14 protein-coding genes and 1 tRNA gene are annotated in these 17,045 nt (G+C 55.8%); 6 read left to right on the forward strand and 9 right to left on the reverse strand.

The window, feature by feature from the left end; genetic code table 11:
* The 6 genes from ACT3T7_RS04010 to ACT3T7_RS04035 all read right to left on the reverse strand — a co-directional run.
* On the reverse strand, positions 1 to 1,084 hold a 1,084-nt coding region (locus ACT3T7_RS04010), incomplete at its 3' end, for a PIN-like domain-containing protein (RefSeq protein WP_444630153.1).
* Between the two features lie 22 nt (positions 1,085 to 1,106).
* Positions 1,107 to 1,775, reverse strand: a complete 669-nt coding sequence (locus ACT3T7_RS04015) for a hypothetical protein (protein WP_444630154.1) — start codon at positions 1,773 to 1,775, stop codon at positions 1,107 to 1,109.
* A 273-nt stretch (positions 1,776 to 2,048) separates the two neighbouring features.
* Positions 2,049 to 2,918: a DUF7281 domain-containing protein gene (locus ACT3T7_RS04020; protein WP_444630155.1), complete on the reverse strand. Its 870-nt coding sequence runs from the start codon at positions 2,916 to 2,918 to the stop codon at positions 2,049 to 2,051.
* On the reverse strand, positions 2,915 to 4,156 hold the full coding sequence (locus tag ACT3T7_RS04025; protein ID WP_444630156.1) for a hypothetical protein: 1,242 nt from the start codon (positions 4,154 to 4,156) through the stop codon (positions 2,915 to 2,917). The genes ACT3T7_RS04020 and ACT3T7_RS04025 overlap by 4 nt, the downstream gene beginning before the upstream one ends.
* Positions 4,153 to 4,782, reverse strand: coding sequence for a hypothetical protein (locus tag ACT3T7_RS04030; RefSeq protein WP_087106585.1), 630 nt, complete (start codon positions 4,780 to 4,782; stop codon positions 4,153 to 4,155). Before ACT3T7_RS04030 ends, ACT3T7_RS04025 begins: the two co-directional genes overlap by 4 nt.
* A complete protein-coding gene (locus tag ACT3T7_RS04035; protein ID WP_444630157.1) occupies positions 4,779 to 8,444 on the reverse strand; it encodes an ATP-binding protein in 3,666 nt (1,221 codons plus the stop codon). Before ACT3T7_RS04035 ends, ACT3T7_RS04030 begins: the two co-directional genes overlap by 4 nt.
* A gap of 192 nt (positions 8,445 to 8,636) precedes the next feature.
* Here ACT3T7_RS04035 and ACT3T7_RS04040 point away from each other — a divergent pair, with 192 nt between their 5' ends.
* On the forward strand, positions 8,637 to 9,746 hold the full coding sequence (locus ACT3T7_RS04040; RefSeq protein ID WP_172118626.1) for a pyridoxal phosphate-dependent aminotransferase: 1,110 nt from the start codon (positions 8,637 to 8,639) through the stop codon (positions 9,744 to 9,746).
* Between the two features lie 78 nt (positions 9,747 to 9,824).
* Here the strand turns inward: ACT3T7_RS04040 and ACT3T7_RS04045 are convergent, their stop codons facing one another.
* The 3 genes from ACT3T7_RS04045 to ACT3T7_RS04055 all read right to left on the reverse strand — a co-directional run bounded on the left by ACT3T7_RS04045 (position 9,825) and on the right by ACT3T7_RS04055 (position 11,224).
* The gene (locus ACT3T7_RS04045) at positions 9,825 to 10,181 is read right to left on the reverse strand and encodes a RidA family protein (protein WP_087106579.1); all 357 of its coding nucleotides are present in this window, start codon (positions 10,179 to 10,181) and stop codon (positions 9,825 to 9,827) included.
* A gap of 106 nt (positions 10,182 to 10,287) precedes the next feature.
* Positions 10,288 to 10,878 carry an exopolysaccharide biosynthesis protein gene (locus ACT3T7_RS04050; RefSeq protein WP_087106577.1) on the reverse strand — a complete coding sequence of 197 codons (591 nt, stop codon included), beginning with the start codon at positions 10,876 to 10,878 and terminating at the stop codon, positions 10,288 to 10,290.
* 259 nt (positions 10,879 to 11,137) lie between these two features.
* A tRNA-Leu gene (locus tag ACT3T7_RS04055) sits at positions 11,138 to 11,224 on the reverse strand.
* A gap of 112 nt (positions 11,225 to 11,336) precedes the next feature.
* Between ACT3T7_RS04055 and queA the strand changes: the two genes are divergently transcribed.
* The 5 genes from queA to secF all read left to right on the forward strand — a co-directional run bounded on the left by queA (position 11,337) and on the right by secF (position 16,976).
* Entirely contained in the window at positions 11,337 to 12,368 is a 1,032-nt protein-coding gene (gene queA, locus ACT3T7_RS04060) for a tRNA preQ1(34) S-adenosylmethionine ribosyltransferase-isomerase QueA (protein WP_193055292.1), read from the forward strand.
* Positions 12,369 to 12,441: 73 nt separating this feature from the next.
* The gene (gene tgt / locus ACT3T7_RS04065) at positions 12,442 to 13,560 is read left to right on the forward strand and encodes a tRNA guanosine(34) transglycosylase Tgt (protein ID WP_087106573.1); all 1,119 of its coding nucleotides are present in this window, start codon (positions 12,442 to 12,444) and stop codon (positions 13,558 to 13,560) included.
* A 112-nt stretch (positions 13,561 to 13,672) separates the two neighbouring features.
* Complete coding sequence (gene yajC / locus ACT3T7_RS04070) at positions 13,673 to 13,999, forward strand: preprotein translocase subunit YajC (RefSeq protein WP_087106571.1); 327 nt, start codon at positions 13,673 to 13,675, stop codon at positions 13,997 to 13,999.
* A gap of 132 nt (positions 14,000 to 14,131) precedes the next feature.
* A complete protein-coding gene (gene secD / locus ACT3T7_RS04075; protein ID WP_444630158.1) occupies positions 14,132 to 15,985 on the forward strand; it encodes a protein translocase subunit SecD in 1,854 nt (617 codons plus the stop codon).
* Between the two features lie 64 nt (positions 15,986 to 16,049).
* Positions 16,050 to 16,976 carry a protein translocase subunit SecF gene (secF, locus tag ACT3T7_RS04080; RefSeq protein ID WP_172118622.1) on the forward strand — a complete coding sequence of 309 codons (927 nt, stop codon included), beginning with the start codon at positions 16,050 to 16,052 and terminating at the stop codon, positions 16,974 to 16,976.
* Positions 16,977 to 17,045: the final 69 nt, after the last annotated feature.

Genomic DNA, 17,045 nt, shown 5'->3' on the forward strand with positions numbered 1-17,045 from the left:
TGTCTTCTCTCAATAGATGTTCTTTATAATGTCGCATCTCATTTCGCATTGACTCTAGCTCATGCATCCGTTGTTGAAGCATATGGCGTTCTTCTTCATATGCCATCATTCTATGCTTACTGTGGTCGAGCTCTTTGAATAGACTATTCAGTTCATGCTTTCGTCTATTTAGATACTCCAGTTCCTTCATGCGCTTATAAGCAATCTTATCTCGCCGCTTAACTTCCCTGATCTCGGCAACGACTTCTTCGCTGACTTGCTCGTCTAGATTTTCTCTCGCCAATTCTAGAAAACGGTCAGCTTGATACATATGGAATGTATTATTTGCCCTGTCCTTAAATTCTTTGACTAACTCTGGGCGTGGACCAACAGTTTTTCCTTTAAACTTTTCCCACCAATCTTCTTTTTTGTCATCAGTAACTAATACGACACCTTTTCCTGATTCAATTGCCTTATCAATTACTTGCGACCAAACTATAAGATCACCATATTTTCGACACTTCTCAACAAATACCTCGCTATCACCAGATTTAGCTCCATCTTTGAACCCTGGCGGTATTTTTTGTTTATACCTTTCTTCGCCTTCCGTCATTAGCTCTTGTAACTTTTCTTTTTCGTAAGGCGACCCCACCCTGTTTTCGAAAATAGCCGCTATAGAATCTTTAATTTCGTCATTAGATATTCTTGTCGTATGAACAGACTTATTTTTCTTTAACTCTTCGCAAAGCTCATCAAAAACTCGACTTACTTTATCCATTGTCGCCGAACTAACAAAAGGATGCTGTCTAGCATTCTCCAAGTCACTCTTCAATGAAATGATTGATTTTGTGGTGTCATCATAAGATTTTTCTTGTTGATCAATTACGGATAAACGGTTGTTTAAGTACTCTTCTGCGGCCCTGTGTGGAAGCCAAACTCTATTTTTGATCTTCTCAAGGATACGCAGAAACTCACTTCTAGTTGTGTCTGAGTAGCGATACAAATTTAGTAGGATATTGGCATCGAAAACGAACAACGATGTGTCCCATATTTCTCTTAAGTGCCCTTCAGTCTCTTTGAAGTAGCCGGGAAATAGTTCCTTCATACTTTCTCCATCATTCAACGCCTCAATCAGCCGCCGCGTTAGCGGTCGGCTGCATTGATTTGCTAGGCTTTTCTACAACACTAGCGTGATGTTTGTTGCCCTCGCTCCATATGTAATAGGCATTTAAAAATGCAGCTAATAGCCCGATCAGCAAGACAAATATGGCAAGATATTTAGCCACTCTGTAATTAAGCTCGCCAGATTTAACGCGCTTCCATTCATGTTTTAGGAGCGGTTTACTTACCTCTCTCAAAGGCTCACAAGCCTTTCTCGCCTCTGATAATTCGTTTTTATGATAGTGCTCTCTCGTTTTATAAAGCGCTGACAAAAAGGCATCATTTAATTTTTTGCCTTTCGCATTTTTTTCACTGTCATTAATTCGAAAGATTATGTCGTTGTATGATTCGTTGACCCTTGCATATATTTCTTCAACATCTCGGGCCATCTCGAACTTATCTCGATTTTCTTCCAGTCGCGCTGAATGATGGATATACAGTGTTGATAGGTATGTAAGTGATGAAATATACCGCGCGATAGAATTTCTGAGCGAATTAATCCATTCCTGCCTAAATTCCGATATTTTATTTTCTTTTGATGCCACAAGATTTGTGAACGCGAAATATCCCGCAATTAGAGCAGCAAACATTGCTCCCAATAAAACAACAGCGTTTTTCCCAATTACTGCGTCCAATCTATTTTCCCCTCGAGAGCCTAACAGTGATTATACGGAAGGCGGCATAACCTCAATAAACGTGCCCGCTCATTCATGAGGTTATGTAGCCAGCTCATTTGACTCTACCCCATTGTTTCTGTTGTGAGCAAAGCAAAATTTGGCTGCATATCTAAAATTCGCGTGCCTGCGCGTTTTGCCGGTTTCAATCATACTTCCGCTGGCGCATCACTCAGCAATGCGCCTATGGTCGAAGGGCACAATACATGGGTCTCGCGATAAATAGGTAAGCAATTACACCAGCCCCACACAAACCATCTCCCCATCCAACCACTGCTGTTTAAGCCCCCGCTGCTTCTCCAACAACAGCATTAGGTACTCACACAATGGATGAGCAGATGGCAGCGCGGCAAGATGTTTGCGCAGCCTGCGCTGGAAAGGAAACTGCTCAGCAGGCACATGTAGCGGCGTGGCATGTTGAGTGAGCCATTCGATAGCAGGCAGGAGTATGTGGGTGGCGTTGCTGTCCAGCGCTAGCGTGACGCCTTTAACATCAAAATCACCGGCGTAGATATGCGGTCGTTGGGTTTTGCGCCAGGCCTCGGCCAACAAGGCAAAGCCGCCGCCATAGTGGCTATCGCCGCGATAGGCGACCAGCGGGTTGATGTAGCCGCTTAGCGCTGGTAGTTCCGGCGGAAATTCATAGAAGCTGTCTAGATTCTCGACCTGAATCAGGGCGCTGAATGCGCTTAGCTTTAGCATCTGTACATCCACATCGCGAATAGTGCGGAACTCGATGGCGAGCCCTGCTATTGGCTGAGGGGGAAAGCTTACAAGCACTCGTCGTGCGCGGGGGCTTTCACGGGTTGCCTTGTCTTCTTCTACACCCTCTTTTGCTTGGGCGCTGCTGGTCAGGCCGCTGAGTGAGCGGCCTAGCGGCGCTATTCGGGCGCTGTCTAATACATCGTTTATCTGCGCGAGCAGCGCGGAATCAAAACGCAGCGTTTTACTGCTTATTCGCGTAGCCAGGTCAATATCGTGCTGGTGGCACCAAGCCACCACGTCGTTTACCCATTGGCCGCGAGGCTTATCCACTATGGGCTGGCGGAGAAGTTCTCGGGCGACGTCGTTCAGCCTATTACGCGCACGGCCTGATAGGTTCATACGGAAAGCTGCAGTTCAACGTCGTGGATCAGGCGCAGGTGATTGAAGGCACTCGCCTGGCTCTCCTGCTGTTTGAGGCGAAACGCGCGCTGGTCGTTGCGCGGCAGGCCCTGGTATTCGGAAATCACCTGGAACAGCCAGATTTCATCCTGCCACTCCAGCGGGCTTTGGTGCAGGTATTCAAGGGCGCTGATCGGCTCCGCCTGGGGCTGGTCAATCACGCTTAAATAGAAGTGCTCGACATCCTGCTTGAGCGCCTGTTGTCGGGCGGCGGCCAGGCTGCTCTCCTGGGCTTGGGCGGGTGCGGCGGCTTCTACGGTTTGGGTTGTGTGGCGCGGCTGGGGTAGTTGGTGCAGCAGGTCGGCGAGTACCTGGCACTCCAGGTTGCGATCAAGCGCCGGGGCGGCAGCGGCGCTTAGCGGTGCGGCTTGGTTGACCAGCGCGGGCACGTCGCTGCGCCGGGCGTAGTTACCGGGCACAAAACCTGGGTGTTCGCGCATAAAGGCGGCCATGCCGCTGATCAGGCGGCTGCGCGCCTGCTGCTTACGAAAGCGCGCCATCAGTTCGATCAAGCGCCGCTGCACTTCGCGCAAACCGGTGTAGTGGTGGCTTAACTGCTGCTGCAGCTGGCTGATCAGTAGCTTACGCAAGCTGCCGTCGCTGCCTACCAGCTCTATCAACTCGTCAAAGTTAATCAGCGCCAGGCCATCCAGCAGCCTTGCGATCTGTTTCTGGGCGCGGTCGTTTTCGCGGATTTTATCGTTAAGCTGGCTGACGAAACCAAAGTCGCTATTTAACCGCTGCCATAAGCTGTCGATGGCATCGGCGAAGCGGCCGTTAAGGTCGTCAACTTCCTGGCGCAGGCGCATTAGCTGCTGCTCTAAACGCCAGTGCTCGCCCCGGCTGCGCGCCTCGCGGTAGCTGTGTACCAATGCGCGAATCAGCTCCAGGGTTTCCGCCACATCGGCATTCACATGGCGGCGGGTCTCGTCGGCGAGCATTTCGGCGATCAACTCGCGCACCTTTGGGGCAAGCTTCACGCCGCTCTGCTCATCCGGGCGCCACAGAATACGCGCCGCCAGCATCTTGCGCAGCGCGCTATCGCTGAGCGATTCCAGCGGCACTTCATCGCGGGTGTAGGCCTGCATCAGCGTTTCAGAATGCTTGCCCAGTAGCGCCAAGCGCTCAGCGCCTGTTTTGAGCAGGCGGCTCTCCAGCTCATTCACGCTCTTATTCACAACAGAGCCTCCTGCGTGCCTTCTTCTCCTTCGGCATCAATCGGCAGGTTTTCTTCATCGCGAATAAAGCGCACCAGGTCTACCAGGTAATCAATCTTGCCGGTGATCACAAATACCTGGCGCTCGGAATGCGGCTGGAGCAGGTAGCCGTGCTCTTTCAGGCGTTTGAAGACCTGTTTTACCTGGGCATCTAGCTGGTCGCTTTGCGAGCCAAAAAAGCTGTCGGTGGCCAGGCGTTCCAGGCGCTCGCGCAGGCTTTGGTTGTCTTCACACTTGGCGCTGAATTCGGCCGGTTTGAGTACATCGCCGGGGGCCGCCAGCGTATCGCGGCCCAGCGCTTCTTGCACCAGCTGTAGCCACTCCAGCAGCGGCAGCAGGCTGTTGAGCGTCTCACCCAGTTGGCGTGAGAGCTGATCCCGAGCGCTGTCATTGAGCTGTCGCCAGGCCAGAAAATAGACACTGCCCTCTTCATTGCTAGCCAGCCGCCGGTTAAGTGGCCGCAGATAGGTATCGATCTCCTCGCGGGTTTCTGCGTTGCTCAAGTGGCGATAGCCGCTTTCATCGCTGACCGGGCAGACAAATTCCCCGGCGAGTAACCGCTCAAGCAGTGGGCCATGTTCGATCATACCGTCACCTCCTGCTGACGTTCCTGGAGCCGCTCGGCCAAGCGGCTCAGGCGCGGTTCAATGCGTTTTAACACCCGTTTATTGGCGTTAGCGTTATCGCGGTCAATCAAGTAGCGATTGGCGAACAGCAGCAGCACGTCGGATTCAGGATTGGGGAACGCGCCGACAATATGAATGCGGTTGCTGTCACAGGCCTCAAACAGCTTTTCTACGTTGTGATAGGCCAAGGTGCCGATCTCATCGATGGGCCAGTGGATGGCGATTTCTGCGTCACCACGCAGCAGGCGGGTAAACGCCAGTAGAAATTTACACAGAATCAGGTAGGCCATGCCGTGGCTGGAAGACTCCAGCAGCTGGCGGTCGTTCTTGATCACCAGGTCCGTGCCGCCTTCGTTCAGGTGCAGCTCCAGGCGCAGCAGGCTTTCGAAGCTGTACTGCTGGTCGCTACGCAGTAAATCGACCACATCGGCCAGGGTGTTCAGGTAGTCGTCGCTGGGCAGCGTCTGGCCGGACTCACGCCACTCTTTATAGCGCTGAGCGAACAGCTTAAGCGGCTCCCAGAAGCCCAGTTCATCGATGGTGGACTGAATACGCACTTCGGCCTTGGTGATGCCTTCCAGCCGTAGGTCGTCGGCGACTTCTTCCGAAAGCCGACGGCTCTGGGCGCTGATGCGACGGTTCAAGTCGCGGAACACGGTAAAGAATTTATCCAGGTCATCGCTCAGGTTGCGGCCTTCCTGAATCAACTGCTGTTGTTGGTCTTCAAGCAGTTTGAGCATGTCGCGCAGTAGCGGCAGCTGTAGGCGCGGGTTGTCGCTTTGCAGCTTGCTGCGCTCGCTTTCCAACGCTTCAGCAAAGCCGCTGCTGGCGTCCTTGATCAGTTGGCTTTCAACCTCCAGGCAGCCCCGGCGCAGCTGCTCGATGAGCTGATGGCGACTGCCCAATGCCTGGCGGGCGCGCTCAATGCGCTCGTCCACATCGCCCAGCGGCGCCGCCAGGGCCTGGCCATCGGGTTCAATGGCGAGGCCTTCCAACTGTGTCAGCAGTGGCTTTAAGGCTTCCAGGCTGGTGTGTTCGCTTTCGCGCTGCGTTTTAAGCGTGCTGACGGTGCTTTGGTGAGTTTTACGCGCGGCCTGAAAATCGTTTTTCAGACGCTCTTTATCGCGTTGAAGCTGCTGTTCGGCTTGTTCGAGTTCGGCTTCCTGGGTAACCAGCTGCGGCTTGTGCTGCCCCCACTCCACGCGCATAAAGCGGGTGTATTCGGTGAGTTCATCCTGACGGGCGGCGGTAACGCGGATGCGCTCCTCCTGGCTTGCCAGCCGCGCCTTGGTGTCTTTTAGCTGTGCCGGGTCGACGCCCTGTTCGGCCAGCTCCTGGCTGAAGGCTTCTTCCAGCTCCGCCCGTTGGCGCTGGTGTTCGGTGTTGGCGTCGCTTAGCTGCTGCTTGTACTGGCGCAGCTGGGCATCCAGGCTGTCCAGCTGGCTTTGGCCGTCGGCTTTTAGCTCTAACAGCTGGCTTTGATGGGTTTCACCCAACGCGTTAAGGGCTTGCTGTTTCTCTTCACGCAGCTCGGTTTGTGTTTGTTCCAAGCGGGCTAACGCGGCTTGATGAGTGGCGCGGCGCTCCTGTTGATGCTTGGCGTGGCGCTCTTGCTGCTGGCGGCGCGCCTCGGTCGCAAACTCAACTTCCTGCTCGGCACGCTTATGAGCCATACGGCCCTGATCCTGAGCTTCATCGGCCTGTTGGACGCGCTCGTTATGCTGTTTAAGCGCTTTCTCGGCCGTTTGGCACTCTGCCTGCGCACGTCGTTTGGCGCTATCTGCTTCTTCGATGGCGGCGAGCAGCGTGGCTTCGTCCTGGGCGTAATCAGGCAAGGCAATGGCCGAGAGATCCAGCGCCAGCCCAAACAGGTCGTCGCTGCCGCCGTCGGCTAGTTGAGGCGCTAGATCGCGTCGTTCCAGCAATTCCGGGGCAATCACTTTGCCCAACTGCTGCTCCCAACCGGGGCGATGGTAGCGCAGAAAATGGCGCAGGCTGCCCTGTTCAGGATCACGCTGCTGGTAAAGCGCGTAGCTGCGCTGCTCGGCGCGCTCAAGCTGTTGGCGAAGCTGAACCAGTTGCTGCTCGGCATCGTCCCGGGCGCGGCGGTTGCTTTCAAACTCGCGGCGCAGGCCGTCTAGCGTGGCGGCCGATGCGCTGCGCTCCTGCTGGGCTTGATCCAGCCGCGCCTGGGCAAGCTCAGCATCAGCCGCTTCTTCAGAGGTTTGTGTTGAAAGCGAAAGCTGGGCTTTTAGCTCGGCCAGCTGCTCAACGCCCAATTCAAGCTGGGCCTGATACTCACCTTCCAGGCGCTGGCGCTCCTGTTGATAGCGCTCATTGAGCTTCTGCTCGGCCTCCCACTGCTGTTCACGGCGCAGGGCCTTCTCTTCCACCAGGGCGTCGATCAATTCCTGGGCTTCACCGGTCTGGCGGGCCAGCGCCTCGGAAAGTTCACGCAGGCGCCCATCAAGCCGCGCCTGGCTCTCTTTTACCGCTTCCTGCATCACGTTCAGGTGGGCACGCAGCTGATCGCGCTGCTCGCGCCACTGGGGCAGCGCGTTGATATCGCGCTCCAGGGCGGGCATATCCGCCTCAAAATAGTGCTCGTACTGGGTTTGCAGATCATTAAGGCGGCGCTGGGTCTGCTGTAAATCACTGACTACTTCGCTGTGGCGGTCGTTAAGCTCATCCCGCGCCTGGGCGTAGTCGCTTTCCCGCTGTTGGAAGTCGCGCTGATGGCGGGCAAGCTCGGCGTCCACATCAGCCATACGCCGCTCAGCCTGCTGGCGGTCATCTTCAAGCTGGGGCTTAAGCTGCCACAGGGTGGCATCTAAATGGGCAAGCTCGCGGTCAATCCCGGCAAGCCGGGTGAGCGACGCCTGAAGGGGCTCCAGGCGCATGGATTGGCGCATCTGGGCAATCCATTCACGCGCCTTGGTGTTACGAATCCGCGTGACCGGCAGCTCAACGCCATCCTCTTCGAAAATCGCTGCCAGCATGGTTTTGAGGGTATCCATCTTGCCCTCTTTGGCATGCACCGCCGACACCAGCTTTTCAATATGGCGAATGCGCCGCTCGGGCTTGACTAGGCTGAACTGCGCAGCGATCTGGCGCAGCTTGAGGCCGTCTCGGCTATTGCCGTGTAGCTGAGTAAAGTCGTTTTGAATCACCGAGCGAAATTCAGAGGTCGCGCCCAGCTTGGACGACACCGGCGTGCCGCTACGGCGCAGGCCGCTGGCCCACTGGGTGTAGTCGAGTGCGGTCACGCCCGCCTCGCTCTCCACCAAATAATCTTCCGGCTGATAAGGCCCGCCCACAAAGCGGTACTCTACCCCGCCTTCGGCTTTACGGGTCAGCACTGCCTGGCAGATGTTGCCCGCCTCGCGACGGTATTCATACACCAGGTAGCTGTTGCGATGCGGCAGGTAAAACGCATCAAACTTCATGCGCGTTTTGGGCACTACCTTATTGGGCAGCTCGCCATAAAACACCGGCACCAGGCGCTGAAGCGTGGTTTTACCCGAGGCGTTGGTGCCGCAAATATTGGTGTGGCCATCCACACTGAGTTCAACCACGCCTTCAAGGTGGCCGTGAATCATCACGATGCGTAGCAGGTGGGCCATGCCGTGTCCTTGATCGATAGGGTTTCGAAAACGACTATCTTGCCAGACACAATGCAAGGCGACACCTACTGGATGACTCGACTCACCGATTCACTCTCCCAAACGCTTTATGTAATCATTAACCCACTAGCGACTTAAACGCTCAGCAATTACATTCACGCCCACGCTTCACTTTCATTGCAGGAAACCGCCATGCCCCGCTACCCCGAGCACCTTACCGGCGAAGGCCCGGTTAACCCCTTTCCGGGAATTAAAGTACTTGAACGCCGCCTGGGCCGAGCGATCCCCCATCAGTTGGGTTCCAACGAAGGGCTGGACATGCCTCACCAGGCACTGCGCGAGCACTTTGGTGATGCACTGGCGGCGCACGCTTACAGCTATGGCGACGCCGAGGCGTTTGGTGTGCGCACCCGGTTAAGCGCCCAGCTGGGCACGCCTTTTGATCACCTGTTGGTTGATGCGGGTGCCGATAGCCTGATTGCGCTGGCGCTACGCACTACCTGCGAGCCCGGCGCTACGGTGGTATGCACGGCGGGCACCTATCCCACGTTTGGCTACTTTGCGAAAGGCCAAGGCTGCCGCCTGATTGAACCTGGCTACCATGAAGCGCCCGGCGTGCTGGCGCCGGACCTGGAAGCGCTGGCCACCGCCGCGCAACAGGAAAACGCCCGCCTCGTTTACCTGGCCAACCCGGATAACCCCAGCGGCCACCTGCACAGCGACAGTGCCATTATCAAGTTTCGCGAGGCGCTGCCAGATACCTGCTGGCTGCTGCTGGATGAAGCCTATGGCGATTTTCGTGATGATGCGGGAAGCGAGTTTTCGGCTAACGCGCTACCCGGCGTGATTCGCCTGCGCACGCTTTCCAAAGCCCACGGCTTAGCGGGGCTGCGCATTGGCTACGCCATTGCAGAGCCTGACGTACTGGCTATGATGATGAAGGTGCGTATTCACTACGCGGTTTCCGCACTGACGCTGGCCGCCGCCGAAGTAGTACTCGACCATCCTGAAGAAGTGCGCCAGCACGTGGCAGATGTAAAAGCCCGCCGAGAGCAGTTGGCCGAGCACTTTCGCTCTTTAGGGGCCGATGTACTGCCGAGTGCCACCAACTTTATCGGCATTCGCCTGCCCAGTGAGGAACTGGCCGTCCACGTACATCAGCAACTGCTTTCAGAAGGTGTGCTTGTCGCTCGCCTGGCGCACCCGGCGCTCGCCAACGTGATACGCATTACCGCCGTAGCGGATGCCCTGGTGCCGGGCCGGCTGGCAACGCTTGAGCAGGCTATTAAAGGGCACGCTTGATAAGGCAACTCTTTTTACAGGAAAGCCCCTGCCAAGGCAGGGGCTTTCTCGATACTAGCGCTACCCGAACGTTACAAATCAAGCGTTAGGCAGTGCCGCGATAACCATGATTTCCACTTTCCACTCAGGCTTGGCAAGCTTGGCTTCAAGCGCGGCGCGAACCGGGGTACGCCCTGCGACTACCCACGCTTCCCATGCCGCGTTCATCTGATCAAACTCGGCCATATCGGTTACCCATACCTGGGCAGAAATCAGGTGCTCTTTTGAGGACCCTGCCTGAGCCAGCAACTCATCAATGCGCGCAAGCACTTGTTCGGTCTGGCCACGCATATCTGCCGTGGCGTCGGCGGGCACTTGGCCTGCTAGATAAACCGTGCCGTTATGAATAGCCACTTGGCTCATACGTGCATTGCTTTCGTAATAAGTAATGCTCATGGAGTCTCTCCGTCATAAGAAATACAGCTGAGATTACCGCGTTTACATTTAAAATGCTTGCCTGCAAATACGCCAACTTCTTGCTGCATTCAGGCAAACGATTTACCTACCCACTGAACCCTACATACCCGATCACGAAAGGCACCGAGGCCAAAAACAGGATAGAAACCATGGCAAGCAACCCGTCTCTGGTTAAGAGCCCGGCCGCGAAGCAGGCGATAGCCGCAGATGCTATTGAACCCGACGTGGGGATGACTTCCATAAACGGCATAAAGGGTGTCACGGCCAGGATAACGGCGAGAGGCAGGTACAACCAGGGCGGCTTGACGAAAAATACCCAGCGCGGTTTGAGAAAACGCTCAACAAAGTGCACCGGTTTGCGCAGCCAGTTAATCCCTTTACAGAGTTTATGGGTAGACAGCGCTTTGCGTGAAATGAAGCCTGGCAGCCAGAGGCAATCCCGCCCCAGCATTATCTGCGCTACGAGAATAAACTCAATGAAGGCCACAATGGCAGTGACTCCCGGAATCGAGCTTGCGGGAGACGTCGAAATGAGGGCAAACATGAGCATCAGTGACGCAAAGGAGTGCGCACCAAGCTCGTCCACAAGCGACCCGATCGTTACTTTTTGCCCTTGAACCGAGTGTTCAAGGTGGTTCAGAACCTCGCTGAGTGCCCGCGTCGTGTGTTCGGCCATTATTGAGCTCCCTGCTCGCTATAAAGCGTGCCAGGCCGTTAATCAAGCACCTGTATCCATGGCATGCAATTGCCGTCTACAACAACGGCACTGTCACTGTGGAGTGTAGTTTAGATGAGTGTCATCAAATGTTAGATGTCGAGCCAATGGATGGTGTGAGAAAAGGAGGGTATGAGCAATGTTTGCAATGCTTTATGGTATTTTTTGGAATGCCAAAAACCAAAAAAGGGCCTAGCGATGAACGCTAAGCCCTAAAATTTGGTGCCGGTGGCCAGACTCGAACTGGCACACCCGTAAAGGCGGCGGATTTTGAATCCGCTGCGTCTACCAATTCCGCCACACCGGCAATGGATGCGCATTATACGGAGATAACCACGCAGGTCAATCACATTGACTGACTTTATCTAGCGAAGGGGGTATCCTATGCCGCCTGTTTGACCACCGTTAAGAGCCAACCCATGCAGCGCGCGGACTTTTATTTCGAGCTACCCGATGAGCTGATTGCTCGCTACCCTTCTGAGCAGCGCAGCGACTGTCGTTTGCTGTGCGTGGATGGCCAGAGCGGCGCGCTTGAGCATCGCCAGTTCACGGACCTTCTTGAGCGTTTAAACCCCGGCGATTTGCTGGTGTTTAATGACACACGAGTGATTCCTGCCCGCCTACACGGCCATAAAGCCAGCGGCGGCAAAGTGGAGATGCTGCTTGAGCGCCCGCTGGACAGCCACCGGGGCCTGGCACATATCCGCTCGAGCAAGTCGCCCAAGCCCGGCACCGAGCTGATCTTTGAAGGTGATATTCACGCCGTGGTAGAAGGCCGCCGCGACGCGTTGTTTGAGCTGCGCTTTTTAGGCGAGACGCCAATGATCGCGCTGCTGGAGCAGCATGGCCATATGCCACTGCCGCCTTATATCACCCGGGAAGATGAACTCAGCGACCGCGAGCGCTATCAAACCGTTTATGCCCGCCGAGATGGCGCCGTGGCCGCTCCCACGGCGGGCCTACATTTTGACCAACCACTGCTGGATGCCCTGGCTGAAAAAGGCATCAACAGCGCGTTTGTCACTCTGCATGTGGGCGCGGGTACTTTTCAGCCGGTGCGGGTGGACAATATTCTTGAACACCATATGCACAGTGAGTGGATCGAGGTGTCAGAAGCCACCTGTCAGCAGGTACGCGAGGCGCAAGCCGCAGGCAACCGGGTGATTGCCGTGGGCACCACCAGCGTGCGCTGTTTGGAAAGCGCCTGCCAGAAAAGCAGCGATGGGCAGATAGCGCCCTACAGCGGGGATACGGATATTTTCATCTACCCCGGCTACGAGTGGCGCTGTGTGGATGCGTTGATTACCAACTTCCACCTGCCGGAATCGACACTTTTGATGCTGGTGTCGGCGTTTGCCGGTTATGACACGATGATGAACGCCTACCGTGAAGCCGTTGCCGAACGCTACGCTTTCTTTAGTTATGGCGATGCGATGCTGCTCACCCGCTAAGCGCCTTTACGCTGCCCTTAGCGTTTTACCGATGATTTTTTGACGAGTTACCACAATGCGAAACGAATGCTTTATGCGCTTTGAGCGCTTGGCCGACGACGGCCGCGCTCGTCGCGGTCGCCTCCACTTCCCCCGTGGCACGGTCGAAACCCCTGCGTTTATGCCGGTGGGCACTTACGGCACGGTAAAAGGTATGACGCCGGACTCCATCAAGGAGATCGGCGCTGAAATCATTCTGGGCAACACCTTCCACCTGTGGCTGCGCCCCGGCACCGAGGTCATTGAAGCCCACGGCGACCTGCACGACTTCGCCCAGTGGGACAAGCCGATCCTCACCGACTCCGGCGGCTTTCAGGTGTTCTCATTAGGCGAGACGCGCAAGATCACCGAGCAGGGCGTGCACTTCCGCTCGCCGGTAGATGGCAGCAAGGTCTTTATGGGGCCGGAAGAGTCCATGGCCGTGCAGCGCTCGCTGGGTTCTGATGTGGTCATGATTTTTGACGAGTGCACGCCCTACCCGGCCACTTACGAGGAAGCCGAGAAATCCATGGAGCTGTCGCTACGTTGGGCCAAACGCTCACGCGATGCCCATGGTGACTCGCCTTCAGCGCTTTTCGGCATCATCCAGGGCGGTATGCACCCGGAGCTTCGCGAGCGCTCGCTCAAAGGCCTCTTGGAGATCGGCTTTGACGGCCTGGCGATTGGCGGGCTTTCCGTTGGCGAGCCCAAAGAAGAGATGATCAAGGTGCTGGATTACCTGCCCACCTGGATGCCAGACGATAAACCACGCTACCTGATGGGCGTAGGTAAACCGGAGGATCTGGTGGAAGGCGTGCGCCGGGGCGTCGACATGTTCGACTGCGTCATGCCGACCCGCAACGCACGTAATGGCCACCTGTTTACCGCTGACGGTACAGTCAAGATTCGTAATGCCAAGCATCGCCATGACACCAGCCCCCTTGAAGAGGGTTGTGACTGCTATACCTGCAAGAATTTCTCGCGCGGCTATTTGCATCACCTGGACCGCTGCAATGAAATGCTGGGCTCGATGCTCAATACCATCCATAACTTACGCTACTACCAGCGTGTAATGGCTGATTTGCGCGCGGCAATCGAAGCGGGTACATTGACGACCTTTGTGGAAGGCTTTTATGCTCGGCGCGGCCTGCCGGTGCCTCCCCTGGCCGAATAGTCATCACCCGCTCTGGCGGGTGAATCAAGGGCCGCTTATCAACATAATTGTTAATTAGCGCCCCCTCTAACCCTTTCACCCATTAAGGGTCTTAACCCAGGAGTTCTCTGCAATGCTGGATTTCTTCATCTCATCAGCCCATGCCCAAGAAGGGGCAGCTGGCGGTGGCATCGCACAAATCGTTATGTTGGTCGGCTTTGTGCTGATTTTCTATTTCCTGCTGTGGCGCCCCCAAGCTAAACGTGCCAAGCAGCACAAACAGCTGGTCACCGGCCTGGACAAAGGCGATGAAGTCGTGATCGGTGGTGGCCTGGTTGGCCGCGTCACCAAAGTCAGTGATGAATTCCTGACCCTGGAAGTATCTGAAGGCACCGAAGTCAACGTACAGAAAAACGCCGTTGCTGCCGTGCTGCCGAAGGGCACCATTAAGTCCATCTAACGCTTAAAACACCCCTGCCGATTCAGTGCCAGCCACCCCGGCAGGGGTGCCATGGTAGATACGATGGTAAATTTTGCTGTGCGTGGGGCTCCCCGCACAGCAATTCCGTTTGTAATTGAAGGCAGGGCTTGCATGCTCAACCGTTACCCCCTGTGGAAGTATCTGCTGATACTGGTCGTCCTGGTGGTTGGCCTTATCTATTCGCTTCCCAACTTATTCCCCGAAGATCCCGCTATTCAGCTCAGTAGCGCCCAAGGCGAAACGCTGAATGAGCGCCAAATTGAACGCGTTGAGAACGCACTCGGCGAAAACGGCATCGCTGTTAAAGGCGTCGAAGAAGTTAACGGCCTGTGGCTGATTCGCCTGCGTAACGACAACGACCAGCTCAATGCTCGCGATATTGCCGCCGACCTTTTAGGCAATGACGCGACGGTCGCACTAAACCTGGCAGAAGCCACGCCGGCCTGGCTGCAAGCATTTTCCGCCTCCCCCATGACACTGGGGCTTGACCTGCGCGGTGGCGTTCACTTCCTGTTGGAAGTAGATATGGAAGCGGCACTCACCCAGCGCCTGGAAGTGAATGCCAGCGCCATGCGCGAGCTGTTGCGTAGCGAGCGTATTCGTTACCGCAATACCGATGTTGAAGGCCGCTCCCTCTCCATCGACTTTGCAAGCACTGAAGACCGCGACAATGCACGCCGTTTGATCAGCCGTGACTTCCCCAACTTTGACTATACCAATGAAGGCAGCGGCCGCTCCTCCAGGCTGGTGATGGCGCTGAGCGATCAGACCATTAACGAAATTCAGGACTACGCCATCAACCAAAACTTGACCACCCTGCGTAACCGGGTGAACGAGCTGGGTGTTGCCGAGCCGATGGTGCAGCGTCAAGGTCCTAACCAGATCGTGGTTGAACTCCCCGGCGTACAGGACACAGTGGCCGCCAAACGGATCGTGGGCGCGACCGCCAACCTTGAGTTCCGCCTGGAAGCTCGTAACGACACGCCGAGTATGGAAACGGAAACTCACGTATTCCGTAATGATGCATCACGCTCTGCTGAGCTAATGCGCGATGTGATCATTACCGGCGACAGCGTTTCCAGTGCCAGCAACAGCTTTGATGAAAACGGTCGCCCGCAGGTGAATATCAACCTGGACGGCACTGGCGGCACGTTGATGAACCGCGCCACGCGCACCAACATTGGGCGCAATATGGCGGTGCTGTTTATCGAGCACAAGAGCGAAGATACGGTCGTCATTGACCCGGAGACCGGCGAAGAGACGATTGAGCGCGAGCCTTATGTAGAGCGCGGCTTGATTAGCTTGGCCACCATCCAAAGCGCGCTGGGCAACAGCTTCCGGATCACCGGGCTCGACTCTCCCACTGAAGCTGCCGAACTGTCGCTTCTGCTGCGCTCGGGTTCGCTGGCGGCGCCGATCTACTTTGTACAGGAGCGCACTATCGGCCCAAGCCTGGGTGCGGAAAACATTCAACGCGGCCTGCTCTCTGTTCAGGTGGGTCTACTGCTGCTCGTGCTGTTTATGCTGGCGCGCTATAAAGTGTTTGGCATTTTTGCCAACATTGCGCTCGCCCTTAACCTGACGATTCTGGTCGCGGTCATGTCGATGCTGGGCGCCACGCTCACCTTGCCAGGCATTGCGGGCATCGTGCTGACGCTGGGCATGGCGGTGGATGCCAACGTACTGATCTTTGAGCGAATACGTGAAGAGTTGCGTAACGGGCTGTCGATTCAGCAGGCCATTCATGCAGGCTACGAGCGCGCCTTTACCTCGATTGTCGATGCCAATATTACCACGCTGTTAGTGGCGATCATTCTGTTCTCGATTGGCACCGGCCCGGTCAAAGGCTTTGCGGTCACACTGTCTATCGGCATCTTGACGTCCATGTTCACCGCGCTAATGGTGACACGTGCCTTGGTCAACCTGACCTATGGCAGTAGACCCGTCAAAAAGCTATGGATCTGAAGAACATGGATTTAAAAAGCATGGATCTGAACCACGTGCTCAGCCCCGAATGCAAGAGGTGGCAATGAAACCCCTATCACAACTGCAAATCGACTTTATGGGGCGACGCAACATTGCGTTTATCGCCTCTGCCGTGATGCTCATCGTGTCGATTGGCGCCCTGCTCTCCCAACAGCTCAACCTGGGACTCGACTTCACTGGCGGCACACTGATCGAAGTTCGCTACGGCGCCGCACCCTCGCTGGATGCCATTCGCCTTCTGCTGGTAGAAAGCGGCTTCCAGGATGTTTCTGTACAAACGTTCGGCGCATCAACCGAGGTGCTTATTCGCCTGCAACAGGCCTTTGATCCTGACGTTGGCAGCGACGTTGTCAACCTGCTAAGTGCCAGCGGAGACAGCGTTACTCTGGTGCGCGCTGAATTTGTTGGCGCCCAGGTGGGCGATCAGCTGCGCGATCAAAGCGGCCTTGGCCTGCTGGTCGCGCTCGGTGTGGTCATGCTGTATGTCGCTTTCCGCTTCCAGTACAAGTTTGCCATCGGTGCGCTGTTGGCGCTGCTTCACGATGTGATTATCGTCGTGGGCGTGTTCGCACTCTTTCATCTTGAGTTCGACCTGACCGTGCTGGCGGCGATTCTGGCGGTTATCGGCTACTCATTGAACGACACAATCGTCGTCTATGACCGTATTCGTGAGAATATCCGTACGTCACGTATCGACGATATGACGCAGATCATCAACGAAGCCATCAACGCCACGCTATCGCGCACGCTGGCAACCTCCGGCACGACCATGCTGGTACTGTTTGCCCTGTTAATCCTCGGTGGCGATATGATCGAGAACTTCGCTATCGCCTTGCTGATCGGTATTGGCGTCGGCACGTTCTCCTCCATCTACATCTCTGGCGCGCTGCTTCTGCCGCTCAAGCTTTCGCGTGAGGACTTGATCCCCACCAAAAAAGAGCTTGATGAAGAGGAAGAAGAGCTGCCGTAACAAACCGTTCTTGTATAACGACAAAAGGCTCTGCCGGGATAACCCGGCAGAGCCTTTTTAGTGGTTGGC

The sequence above is a fragment of the Halomonas sp. 111 genome (assembly GCF_052379685.1).
Classification (GTDB): Bacteria; Pseudomonadota; Gammaproteobacteria; order Pseudomonadales; family Halomonadaceae; genus Vreelandella; species Vreelandella citrativorans.

Coding starts and splice junctions, on each gene's coding strand:
- ACT3T7_RS04020 (WP_444630155.1), bottom strand. CDS start 2,918: ATGAACCTATCAGGCCGTGCGCGTAATAGGCTGAACGACGTCGCCCGA.
- ACT3T7_RS04045 (WP_087106579.1), bottom strand. CDS start 10,181: ATGAGCATTACTTATTACGAAAGCAATGCACGTATGAGCCAAGTGGCT.
- ACT3T7_RS04050 (WP_087106577.1), bottom strand. CDS start 10,878: ATGGCCGAACACACGACGCGGGCACTCAGCGAGGTTCTGAACCACCTT.
- queA (WP_193055292.1), top strand. CDS start 11,337: ATGCAGCGCGCGGACTTTTATTTCGAGCTACCCGATGAGCTGATTGCT.
- yajC (WP_087106571.1), top strand. CDS start 13,673: ATGCTGGATTTCTTCATCTCATCAGCCCATGCCCAAGAAGGGGCAGCT.
- ACT3T7_RS04035 (WP_444630157.1), bottom strand. CDS start 8,444: ATGGCCCACCTGCTACGCATCGTGATGATTCACGGCCACCTTGAAGGC.
- tgt (WP_087106573.1), top strand. CDS start 12,442: ATGCGCTTTGAGCGCTTGGCCGACGACGGCCGCGCTCGTCGCGGTCGC.
- secD (WP_444630158.1), top strand. CDS start 14,132: ATGCTCAACCGTTACCCCCTGTGGAAGTATCTGCTGATACTGGTCGTC.
- ACT3T7_RS04030 (WP_087106585.1), bottom strand. CDS start 4,782: ATGATCGAACATGGCCCACTGCTTGAGCGGTTACTCGCCGGGGAATTT.
- ACT3T7_RS04040 (WP_172118626.1), top strand. CDS start 8,637: ATGCCCCGCTACCCCGAGCACCTTACCGGCGAAGGCCCGGTTAACCCC.
- secF (WP_172118622.1), top strand. CDS start 16,050: ATGAAACCCCTATCACAACTGCAAATCGACTTTATGGGGCGACGCAAC.